This window comes from Pseudoalteromonas sp. S3431 (assembly GCF_000690035.1).
Taxonomy (GTDB): domain Bacteria; phylum Pseudomonadota; class Gammaproteobacteria; order Enterobacterales; family Alteromonadaceae; genus Pseudoalteromonas; species Pseudoalteromonas fuliginea.
Window position 1 is genome coordinate 1 of record NZ_JJNY01000010.1, and the last position, 9,917, is coordinate 9,917.

The 9,917-nt window shown below is 40.0% G+C and carries 6 protein-coding genes and 4 tRNA genes; 1 reads left to right on the forward strand and 9 read right to left on the reverse strand.

Annotated features, from left to right (window positions below):
* Positions 1–78: 78 nt before the first annotated feature.
* Positions 79–843, reverse strand: coding sequence for a class II glutamine amidotransferase (locus tag DO88_RS15580; protein ID WP_033038123.1), 765 nt, complete (start codon positions 841–843; stop codon positions 79–81).
* Positions 844–1,167: 324 nt separating this feature from the next.
* Here DO88_RS15580 and fadE point away from each other — a divergent pair, with 324 nt between their 5' ends.
* A complete protein-coding gene (fadE, locus tag DO88_RS15575) occupies positions 1,168–3,624 on the forward strand; it encodes an acyl-CoA dehydrogenase FadE (protein WP_033038125.1) in 2,457 nt (818 codons plus the stop codon).
* A 121-nt stretch (positions 3,625–3,745) separates the two neighbouring features.
* On the opposite strand, the gene DO88_RS15570 is transcribed toward fadE, so the two are convergent.
* The 8 genes from DO88_RS15570 to DO88_RS15535 form a co-directional block, all read right to left on the reverse strand.
* Positions 3,746–4,867 carry a PepSY-associated TM helix domain-containing protein gene (locus tag DO88_RS15570; RefSeq protein WP_033038127.1) on the reverse strand — a complete coding sequence of 374 codons (1,122 nt, stop codon included), beginning with the start codon at positions 4,865–4,867 and terminating at the stop codon, positions 3,746–3,748.
* An 18-nt stretch (positions 4,868–4,885) separates the two neighbouring features.
* Positions 4,886–6,922: a TonB-dependent receptor domain-containing protein gene (locus DO88_RS15565; RefSeq protein ID WP_033038129.1), complete on the reverse strand. Its 2,037-nt coding sequence runs from the start codon at positions 6,920–6,922 to the stop codon at positions 4,886–4,888.
* A gap of 192 nt (positions 6,923–7,114) precedes the next feature.
* Complete coding sequence (locus tag DO88_RS15560; protein ID WP_033038131.1) at positions 7,115–8,473, reverse strand: histidine kinase sensor domain-containing protein; 1,359 nt, start codon at positions 8,471–8,473, stop codon at positions 7,115–7,117.
* On the reverse strand, positions 8,470–9,183 hold the full coding sequence (locus DO88_RS15555) for a response regulator transcription factor (protein ID WP_007378009.1): 714 nt from the start codon (positions 9,181–9,183) through the stop codon (positions 8,470–8,472). Before DO88_RS15555 ends, DO88_RS15560 begins: the two co-directional genes overlap by 4 nt.
* Before the next feature lie 246 nt (positions 9,184–9,429).
* Positions 9,430–9,506, reverse strand: a tRNA-Asp gene (locus DO88_RS15550).
* Between the two features lie 54 nt (positions 9,507–9,560).
* Positions 9,561–9,637, reverse strand: a tRNA-Asp gene (locus DO88_RS15545).
* Positions 9,638–9,674: 37 nt separating this feature from the next.
* Positions 9,675–9,751 (reverse strand) — tRNA-Asp (locus DO88_RS15540).
* A 38-nt stretch (positions 9,752–9,789) separates the two neighbouring features.
* A tRNA-Asp gene (locus DO88_RS15535) sits at positions 9,790–9,866 on the reverse strand.
* Between the last annotated feature and the right edge of the window lie 51 nt (positions 9,867–9,917).

Sequence of the window (9,917 nt, forward strand, 5' to 3'; positions counted from 1 at the left end):
CCTTGCCTAAATACCAAACAGTCTGCTGCAAATTCAACCTCTAAAGATAAACAGGTCCTAATATTTAAAATAGGTGGGCTAAATTAGCTCACCCATTTTAAACAATGCAAATTCCCCCGGCTCCATTTTTTGCCAACGCTCATCATTCGTCAAAGGCCTTGTAGCTATAACTGTTACTACATCGTTTGGTGTGGTCTCTTGTTGAAAATCAACCACCATGTCGGCATCAATCAATGTTGCTTTACCAAATGGCGCACGGCGCGTTATGTAATGTAAGTTATTAGTGCAATACGCTAAAACAAACACCCCGTCGGTCAATAACATATTAAACACCCCTTTTTCGCGCAGAGTTTGCGAAAGCTTGGCCGCGTATCTAAAAACCGACGCCATATTACTTGGACGCTTTGGGTATTTTTCGCGAATTTTATCAAGCAACCAACAAAAAGCGAGTTCGCTATCGGTGTTACCTACTGGGCGATAGTACTGTGGTTTTAAATCGTGATAATTAGATAGCTGCCCGTTATGAGCGTAAGTGATTTCACGCCCCCATAACTCTCGCGTAAAAGGATGAGTATTTTCAAGGCATACTCTACCGCGGTTACCTTGGCGAATATGGCTAACAACCGAGACACTTTTAATTGGGTATGCTTTAACGAGCTTTGCAATTTCAGATTGATAACTCGGCTGCGGATCTTTAAAGGTTCTACAGCCTTTACCTTCGTAAAACGTAATACCCCAACCATCTTTATGCGGGCCGGTGTTTCCGCCACGCTCTAAAAGACCTGAAAAACTAAAACAGATATCAGTAGGCACATTGGCTGACATGCCAAGCAATTCACACATTAATAAAATAACCCTCAAAAACCATACATTAAAATAAATAGCGTTATATTTGTGTATTAAGCGTACACTAATTTGCAGCCCGCTATAACGGCTATATTTACTTAAAAAGTGTCATTTTGCTATTAGATTTATTTATTTTTACGTTAACACTGCTTACGGCTAATGCTTTGACTATACGATAGTTATTAAGCCTCCCTCTATCGGGTAAGTAAATATCGTATTTAAGTTACTTTCTACTACAATTTAACATCGTTATGTACTTGAAAATTACTGTGACTAGCGCTACTCTAAATGAGGTGGTCTGACCTCTATTAAGGAATAAAAATGACACTCATATTTACACTGGTTCTAATCGCGTTGCTTTGCACTGCGGTTTACCACAGAGCAAGTTGGAACACAGCACTTGGTGTTTTGGCTATAACTTTACTAATTGGTACCTTTGCGGGTGCTTTTGGTTTAATTAGCTGGTTGATCTTTTTGATCATCGCGGTTCCTCTTTCTGTTACTGGCCTTCGTCAGCAATATATTATCAAACCTATTTTTGCTGTGTTCAAAAAAGTAACACCAAGCATGTCTGATACTGAAAAATCAGCTATTGATGCCGGTACAACTTGGTGGGAAGCTGACTTATTTTGCGGTAACCCAGATTGGAAAAAACTTCACCAATACCCAGTTCCTAAACTTACTATTGAAGAGCAAGCCTTTGTTGATGGCCCTGTTGAAGTAGTATGTAGCATGTTGGACGATTGGGAAGCAACGCACGAGCTAACCGACCTTCCTCAAGATGTATGGCAATATCTAAAAGATAATAAATTCTTTGCCATGATCATCAAAAAAGAATACGGCGGTTTAGAGTTTTCTGCATTTGCACAGTCATGTGTACTTCAAAAACTAACAAGTAAATCAACATTACTTTCGTCAATTGTTGGTGTACCGAACTCTTTAGGCCCAGGTGAATTATTACAACACTATGGTACAAAAGAGCAAAAAGATCATTACTTACCGCGCTTAGCGAGCGGTCAAGAAATTCCATGTTTTGCGTTAACTTCGCCAGAAGCGGGCTCTGATGCAAGCTCAATTCCAGACTACGGTGTGGTATGTAAAGGGCAATGGAATGGTGAAGAGGTTGTGGGTGTTAGTTTAACGTGGAATAAGCGTTACATTACACTTGCCCCAGTTGCTACCGTACTTGGTCTTGCGTTTAAGTTACAAGATCCAGATGGCCTAATTGGCGACAATAAAGAGCCAGGCATCACCTGTGCACTTATCCCAACGGACACTCCTGGAGTTGAAATTGGTCGTCGACATTTCCCGCTAAACGTACCATTTCAAAATGGTCCTACTCGCGGTAAAGACATTTTCGTACCACTTGATTATATTATTGGTGGTCCAGATATGGCTGGTCAAGGCTGGCGCATGCTGGTTGAGTGTTTATCGGTTGGTCGTGCAATTACATTGCCGTCAAATTCTGCTGGCGGCATTAAAATGATTGCCGTTGCAACGGGTGCGTATAGCCGCATTCGTCGCCAGTTCCGTTTACCTATTGGTAAAATGGAAGGTGTTGAAGAGTCACTAGCAAAACTTGCTGGTTACGCCTACAGCTCTGATGCTGCGGTTAGTATGTCTACAGGTGCGGTTGATTTAGGCGAAAAGCCATCAGTTGTTTCTGCCATTATTAAATACCACCTGACAGAGCAAATGCGTGATGCAACTATTCATGCAATGGATGTACTTGGCGGTAAGGGCATCATGCTTGGGCCAAATAACTATTTAGGTCGTGGCTATCAAGGTGCACCTATTGCCATTACCGTTGAAGGTGCAAATATCTTGACCCGTAATATGATTATTTACGGTCAAGGTGCAATTCGCTGTCATCCATTTGTACTTACCGAACTAGGTGCGTGCGAAATTGAAGACCGCGAAGAGGCGCTTAACGTATTTGATAAAGCGCTAATGGGTCACATTGGTTTTACTATGTCGAACCTTGTCCGTACTAAGTGGCTTGCACTGACTGGCGCTCGTTTTACAAGTGTGCCGTACAACGACGAAACCGCTGAATTTTACCGTATAGCGTCGCGCTTTAGTGCATCACTTGCTCTTATGTCTGACATTAGCATGGCAGTATTTGGTGGCTCACTTAAACGTAAAGAACGTATTTCAGCACGTTTAGGTGACTTACTTAGTTACCTATACTTAGTATCTGCAACGCTTAAGCGTTACAACGACGAAGGCCGTAAAAAAGAAGATTTTGCTCTAGTAAAATGGAGTTGCCAAGATCACCTTTACCATTGCCAACGTGCACTTGCTGATTTAATTAATAACATGCCTTCGGCTCCACTACGTGCCGTGTTAAAAGTATTGTTATTCCCGTTTGGTCGCCCGGTTCGTAAACCAACTGACCAGCTTGAGCATAAACTTGCGCAACTATTACAAGTACCTAGTGAAACGCGTAACCGCTTAGCAAGCTACGTATACTTAAAAAATGAGCCGCTTAACCTTGTGGGTCGTCAAGAGCAAACGCTTAAAGACATCCTAGACGTTGAGCCATTATTTGAAAGAGTATGTAAAGAGAAAGGCCTTAAACTGCCATTCTTCCAGCTTGATAAAGTAGCGCAAATGGGACTTGAAGCCGGTATATTAAGCCAAGCAGAGGCTGATAAACTAGCTGCCGTTGAGCAATCTCGTTTAGATGTTATTAACGTTGATGACTTTGACCCTGCTGATTTACTTGCAGGCAAAGCAGCACGAAATAGCGTTAAAAAAGAAGCTGATGCTGCTTAACTAAGTAAGCATTTGAATACTAAAAGCCAGCGCCTAATGCGCTGGCTTTTTTGTGTAAAATCAATTCTTATATATCAAATCGCACATTTCAAGCAATCAAATACTCGACGAAAAGTGTAAATTAGCGCTTAGTTATCAATCGCTTCCATGCTAAAACTATGCCTGTATACACTAAAAAACATGCGAGCAATGATGCCAAACCAGCTAATGTTTGCCCTAAAAAACCAAAGTATTCACCGGTATGTAAAAATCGAGATGTTCCCCATGCTTGATCACCTCGCGTCCAATCCGATTTTTTTAGCGTTTTAGTTACATCCCCCGTGCGAGTATCTAAAAATAATGAATACGCATATTCTTGACGATTCCCTATACTGGTATCAATATAAAAACGTGCTTCGTGTTTTTTGTCACCTAATTCTAACCACATTGAATACCAATCAGCGGCACCATTGTTAATTGCATGTACTTTAGCTTGTTGAAATAAAGTATCGTACAGTACTTCATCTGCCGATAAATCGAATACTGGTAGATGCTTTTCTCGCTCGGGTACGTTTTGCCCAAACGCGCCATATAACGCTTTATTCGCCCAGTCAAAATGAAACAAAGTAGCCGTTAATGACAAAACGAGTAAAACCGGTAAACACCAAATCCCAAAAACTAAATGCCACTGCCTATTTCGATGATGTGATGATTTGTAACTCTTTGCTAGTAATAAGTATCCTTTTAACGCAGAGCGGTTAAATCGCTTTGGTAACCACAGATAAGCACCCGATAGTAATAAAAAGATAAAAAATAGATTAGCGTAGCCATTTATATTTTTACCAATCACCTGCGAATCGCCATGCAGTAATAAATAACGATGTATATCAGTTACAACGTGAAAAAAGTCAGCCGCCAACCCCTCTCCTTCACGAAGCACGTCTCCTGTATAAGGGTGTAATAAGTAGCTATGCTTTCCAGCCCAGGCAGGAATGGCAGCCCCTTCTCGATTAACCCAACGAATATAAATATGTGATTGACTCGGATGCGATTTTCGCAAAATATCCACAACATCATCAGCCGATAGTCGCTGTTGAACATAGGTGTTATTTACAGTAAATCGCATTTCATCTAGCTCAACAATCTGTCGTTCATAGGTTAATAGAAAACCCGTGAACGACATGCTAAAAATAAATAAACCGGCGATTAGACCTATAATTAAGTGGGCCCAAAAGACCCACTTTTTAAATAGTTTTAAGAACATAAAATAAGTTACTTATTCTTAAAACTGGTAGGAAATCGATAAGCGAATATCGCGCCCAGATTCGTATGGACCAACAACAGTACCAAATACTTCACTGTAATCACCCACACTTGAATGATCGATATATAACTCATTAAATAAATTAGTAACAGCAACATTCAATAATAATGAATTCGTCACATTCCACTGTCCATATAGATCAAAAGTGGTATAGCTTGGTTTATTTAGGGTATATAAAGAATCGGTCCAACCAAGATCAACGGCTTGATGAAGAGTATCAATATCAAGCGAATCGACTTTAGTTACACTAAAACCAACCTTTGCATCGGTGTTAACATCGTAATCAACGCCGGCAACCCATGTATTACCTCTGCTATTACCTAAACCGACAAACTCATAACCATTAATATCAATTGCATCATAGCTTACAGTATATAGACCATTACGAAGGTCAAGCTCTGTATCAGTAGCTGAAAATCCAATGAAGAAATCAAATGAATTTAAGCGATATGCTAGGTCAAACTCAAACCCTTTAGTATCTAACGTGCCTATATTGTTATAAACCGAGTCTCCTTCATATCCTTCAAATATCACATCATCTAAAGAAGAATTGTAAATACTGGCCTTAGCGGATAAATTTTCACTTGTGTACGTTATGGATGCCTCAATATTGGCGACTGTCTCAGGTACTAAACTTTCATCCGCCACGGGAATATCTGAGCCATCATATAAATATCCATCGATGGTAAAGCCATCGCCTATTTGTTTTCCACGCGCAGCTTCAGCATACCCAAGCCCTACTGTCCAAGCATCATTTATGTCGTATGCTAAACCTATATTAAAACTTACTTCACTATCGTCTAAACTCGATGCACTTTCTGTAATTGCAGTGCCATAATATTCATCTAATAAGATGTCTTGTTTAAACTTATAACTATCAAAACGCACCCCATAGCTCAGTAAAAGTTGTGGGGTAATATCACTATAACCTTGCGCATAAATCCCAAGTACACTGCCTTGTTCTGCATTTTCTTTTGTACCTGCTGCAGATCCGCTCGACACCTCATCGTTTCTATAATCAACACCATAAATAAATTTATGTTCATCAATAATACTTGTATTACGAATATCTAAGCCATATGTATCAATGTCAGCAAGCCAAGCAAAACGACCACCATTAAAAGATGATTCGGTTTTGTATGCTGTCGCCTCTAAATACAATAAGTTATTGTGAGAAAATATATAATTAGCAACGTAAGTATCTCGTTTTGCTTCGCTTGGGTACAAAGCATCACCTTCTTGCACCGCCCAGTTAGGACGTGCCGAAAAATCCCCTTCTTCGTCGCGTTTTTCAATACTTAACGATAAATGATGATTATCTGCTAACTCACCACTGACTTTAATAAACATCATATTTTGATCAGCAGCTGTACCATAAATAGTATCGCCATCACCATCTTCCATGTTATCGCGATCCACAGTACTGAAATATCCTAATAACCCCCATGTATCACTTAATTTACCGTATACACTGGTACTGAAACGCGTGCCGTCATTTGAAAAATAACTTGCTTTAACACGCCCACCAAATTGTTCACCTTGGTTAAGTAGGTCTTGTGCGTCTTTAGTTTTAAAGCGTATAGAGCCACCAATCGCACCAGGACCACTTGTTGCTTCACCGGCCCCCGCTTGTACATCTATTTGTTGCAGTAGGTCTGGATCTATTGTTACACGGCCAATATGATGAAATAACGTTGATGTTTGTTGTGCACCATCAACCGTTATATTTAATAAAGAATCTTCAACACCACGAATATAGATCTTTTGCGCAACGCCTACCGAGCCACCCACGCTAACAGAAGGTGAATGTCGAAAAATATCAGCCAGATCACTTGCTTGATATTGTTCTATTTCTTCAGCTGTAATACTCAAATTAGTTGCAGAGCCAACTACAGATATTTTTTCAACAGATGCTTTACTTTTAGCAAGTTCTTGCGCGGATATAGGTGAACTGAATGATGTACAAATGGCACTCACTAAGGCTAACTTTTTCAAGGGGAACGTTCCTTCTTAATGGTAAATAAGAAGGATTATCATTTTCTTTTAAGAAAAAGCATAGCAACTTTACATTTGTTACATTTAGCGTGAATAAAACACAGAAATGAAACCTACTTAAGCTATAGGATTAATTAAGATGCTGATTTAATTATTCATTAATTGGATGTATTAACAATAATAAATATAATTTTATACACCTTTAGGTACTGTTACCGTCATGATTAAGCCACCGGCAATGCTATTTGTAGCAAATACTGTTGCTGCGATCGCGTTTAATTGTCGCTGTGCTAAAGCAAGCCCTAAACCAAAACTATCACTGTTGCACGAACGGGCTGAATCAATCCGAAAGAAAGGCCTAAAAATAGTATTTAAATGCTCTTTAGGCACTCCAGGGCCTTGATCTGAAATAATAATTTGATATTCATATTCATGATCAATGAGACTAACGCGCACTTGTTTATTAATGGGTGTGTAACGTAGTGCATTTCTAAGTATATTCTCAAGTGCTTGACCTAATGCCCTATGATTACTGTTTTCAATATGAGCTTGATTAGGTAAGTCAGCAGAAATCAGTTTATCTGGGTACTCAAAACGTCCATCTTCAATGAGGATTTCGAGTAAATCGACTAAGTCCAAAGGTTCAATACGTAACTGAGGTGATTCATTATCTAACCAAGACAAAGTTAGCGTGTCATCCACTAACTTACGAATGTGCTGTGACTCTTTATGAATACGTTCTAATTTAATTTGTGTGTCCTCTACGCCCTCCTCCCTGTGAGAGAGTAAGTTATCCGTTGCGATATCTAAGCGTGTTAAAGGTGTTCTCAACTCGTGGGAGAGATCCGTTAATAATACACGTTGGTGCATAATTTGCTCACTGATCCGCTCAGCCATTAAATCAAATGTTTCAGCTAATTGAGACAGTTCGTCGTTACGTGAGCCCAACTGCTCCCGAACCCTGACGCTAAAGTCTCCTTTACTAAATGCCCTACTTGCTAAGTCGAGTTCTTTAATTGGATGCATGATATGACGATATAACACAATAGATAAACATACCAATATAGACATTGGTAATAAAACTTGTAACGACAAGCGTGTTAAATTCCAAAGCGACCCCGGACGCATTCTTTGCGGCAACTGCACAACAAGGCTAGTTGTACCATCTTTAAAAGGTAACTGCATAGCCGGTGCACGGTCGAAGTACAGATGGATTTTCCAATCAATGCTACGCCCTAAATTATACCCGGTATACTCATAACGATGAGAGCGATTACCAGCTAACTCAACCACATTCGCTTTGGCAATTACAGCCCAAATATTTTCTTGTTGCTGCAAGTTATCGACCCAACGCTCAAGCTCGCTCATATCGCCTTGATCAAATATAATCTCAGCCTTTGTTTGCCAATCAGTTAATTCTGTTCGGCTTGAATCACTTAACATACTCATATCATTTTCAAAGTGATTAACCGCGACATTAATTAAATAGAACATCGCAACAACACCGGTACCAATAATTAAGCACAGCTTCCAAAATAGACGTCGTGTCATTTAATACAGTATCCTTGGCCATGCACTGTGTGTAAACGACTGCCATCCCAGCCAGCATTATTTAACTTTTTTCGAATACGACTCATATGCATATCTAAACTACGATCGTACTGGCTAAAACGTTTGTTTAGCACCACTTGATATAAGAAAGGTTTTAACAGTATTTGTGCTTGGTTTTTCATTAAAATTTGCAGTAAGCCAAACTCAATAGGCGTAAAAGTTAATAGCTCACAATGTAGAAAAACCTGTTGATGTAAGCTATCTATCTCAAGTCCATCAATATTAGCAATATAAGGAGTATTAGTGTCTTGTTTAAAAACACGTCTTAGTACTGAATCTACGCGTAATAATAATTCTTGGCTATTAAAGGGTTTCGCTAAATAATCATCCGCACCGGCTGATAGACCTAGAATGCGCTCTTCTTCAGCATGTTTTGCCGATACAATTATGACAGGGGTGCTATTACAACTACGTAAAATATTGAGCACTGCCAAGCCGTCTTTTCCCGGCAACATAACATCTAATAAAATAAGGCTAAAGCGCTGAGCAACTGCTAAATCAAGTGCATGATTACCATCAAAACACTGTGTAACAGAGTACCCTTGGTTAGCTAGTAATTCAGTAATTTGATCATTAAGTAATGTATCGTCTTCAACAACTAAAATATCAAAATCAAATTTGTTGCGTTGATAGGCCTGTGGTGCAGACATAGAAAGCCATAATTTTTATAGTATTAAAACAAATTAAAGCAAATGGTAATACAAATCAATATCAAAAATGGTGCGCAGGAAAAAAGTTAACTATTTGAGTGTTTTGAGTGTTTTGAGTGTTTTGAGTGTGTTGAGTGTGTTGAGTGTGTTGAGTGTGTTGAGTGTGTTGAGTGTGTTGAGTGTGTTGAGTGTGTTGAGTGTGTTGAGTGTTTGAAATCATAAACTTGTTATTGAGGAAATAACAAGTGGCGGAGTGGACGGGACTCGAACCCGCGACCCCCGGCGTGACAGGCCGGTATTCTAACCAACTGAACTACCACTCCGCAGTGGTATGTGCATGGGGTAATGCACTTACTAATTTTAATCATGATATCAAATGGCGGAGTGGACGGGACTCGAACCCGCGACCCCCGGCGTGACAGGCCGGTATTCTAACCAACTGAACTACCACTCCGCAGAGATATCATTATACTTGTTATTACTTAATTTGTTGGCGGAGTGGACGGGACTCGAACCCGCGACCCCCGGCGTGACAGGCCGGTATTCTAACCAACTGAACTACCACTCCAGCATACAAATTTTGTAATATAACATTGTTTAAATAGTTGGCGGAGTGGACGGGACTCGAACCCGCGACCCCCGGCGTGACAGGCCGGTATTCTAACCAACTGAACTACCACTCCAGCGCATATTTAAACTGTTATTTTTTCTTATTGGCGGAGTGGACGGGACTC

Coding starts and splice junctions, on each gene's coding strand:
- DO88_RS15580 (WP_033038123.1), bottom strand. CDS start 843: ATGTGTGAATTGCTTGGCATGTCAGCCAATGTGCCTACTGATATCTGT.
- fadE (WP_033038125.1), top strand. CDS start 1,168: ATGACACTCATATTTACACTGGTTCTAATCGCGTTGCTTTGCACTGCG.
- DO88_RS15570 (WP_033038127.1), bottom strand. CDS start 4,867: ATGTTCTTAAAACTATTTAAAAAGTGGGTCTTTTGGGCCCACTTAATT.
- DO88_RS15560 (WP_033038131.1), bottom strand. CDS start 8,473: ATGACACGACGTCTATTTTGGAAGCTGTGCTTAATTATTGGTACCGGT.
- DO88_RS15555 (WP_007378009.1), bottom strand. CDS start 9,183: ATGTCTGCACCACAGGCCTATCAACGCAACAAATTTGATTTTGATATT.